Origin of the sequence: Pseudomonas aegrilactucae, from assembly GCF_019168305.1 — a bacterium.
Classification (GTDB): domain Bacteria; phylum Pseudomonadota; class Gammaproteobacteria; order Pseudomonadales; family Pseudomonadaceae; genus Aquipseudomonas; species Aquipseudomonas aegrilactucae.
The window spans coordinates 1-1,209 of record NZ_JAHTBI010000177.1 but is presented as its reverse complement, the minus strand read 5'-3'; the positions used below and the strand labels follow the sequence as shown (position 1 = coordinate 1,209).

Here is a 1,209-nt window from a genome sequence, read left to right as displayed (position 1 = left end):
GGTATCGGTACTATGATCCGAGGGTAGGAGCATTTATAAGTCAGGACCCGATTAGCTATTCGGGTGGATTGAATCTCTACTTATACGCACCAAACCCTATCGAATGGGCTGATCCACTCGGGCTGGAAAAAGTTGTTGCCGCTAGAAGCCGTGCGCATGCGTTGAGGCTTGCACAGCAGCATGCTCAAGTTCCGAGGGTGGGTCGAGGAGGAACGGATATTTCAGTTAGCAAGCTTAATCCTGAAAGCAGGGGAAAGAATTACGCGTGTCTATGCGCTAGAGGAAGTACGCTAGGGCGAAAGGAGGAAGGCGCTAAGCCGCTAGTTTTTGATCACCCAGACGGGCACCCTCATATGGTAGGTGAAGGATTTCCTGCTCATCACAACGGACCGCATGTGCACGCAAAAAACAAGAAAGGCGAAGTCATAATATTTACTTATCCGGGGTAGCTGAAATGTTTGAGGTTTTGATTCATAGGTCGAAATTTAAATATTTCAAAAAAGGGGCTAATGGGTTTATCTCGTTCTTGCCAGCAAGTGATGAAGATGATTTTTCTGCTGTGATGGTTCGCGACCTAAATGGTACGCTGGGGTTCGATGTGAATCAGCTAGCTGAAAGTATTTTGGATGATCTGTTAGGAGAGTGTTATTGCTTGCGCGGCTCAGGCAGTGTTGATCATCCAGGAGTGTTTCCCAAGGGAGGGATGCCCAACTTTTTCTTTAAAAATAAAGGTGACGCATTTCACAGGCTAGTTGCCTCGCATGAGCGCTACGTGCTAGCCATGAAAAAATATAGTGTTATTTCACGTTATAGACACACTGAAAAGCCAGAGCCTTCTGAATTGTCGCACTTTTTGCAAGATGATAGCCGGATTGAAAAGCCATTGTACGAAAGCCTGTTATCTTCTTGCGAGTATTTTGGGATTTCTCAAGGTTCGCAAGAGCACGGTTGGGGGGCATTTGATTTGATTTCCAGGGACATGGATGGTTTTTTTACCAAGTTAGAAAACTTGCTGGGTGATGACGGACGTCTAGTATTCATCGAAAAAATGCGTGATATGCCCTGTTGGTAGCACGGTCAACACCGCATCGACCTGCGTTTCGACCCCATGGGTCGGCTGGCCGAGCGTACTGCCAGCCTGGGTGACCAGTCGCAGACCGAACGCTTTGCCTATGACGGCAACGGCAAGCTGATCCAGGCGATCAACGC

The 1,209-nt window shown here is 47.8% G+C and carries 2 protein-coding genes; both read left to right on the top strand.

All coding sequences use genetic code 11. The features are described from left to right. The first annotated feature begins 35 nt into the window (after positions 1–35). The gene (locus KUO17_RS26400) at positions 36–449 is read left to right on the top strand and encodes an RHS repeat-associated core domain-containing protein (RefSeq protein WP_425274904.1); all 414 of its coding nucleotides are present in this window, start codon (positions 36–38) and stop codon (positions 447–449) included. A 5-nt stretch (positions 450–454) separates the two neighbouring features. Then, positions 455–1,072, top strand: a complete 618-nt coding sequence (locus KUO17_RS26395; protein ID WP_217978480.1) for a hypothetical protein — start codon at positions 455–457, stop codon at positions 1,070–1,072. Positions 1,073–1,209 lie beyond the last annotated feature (137 nt).

What these genes read in the sequence shown, in the direction of transcription:
- KUO17_RS26395 (WP_217978480.1), top strand. Translation starts at nt 455, where the DNA reads ATGTTTGAGGTTTTGATTCATAGGTCGAAATTTAAATATTTCAAAAAA.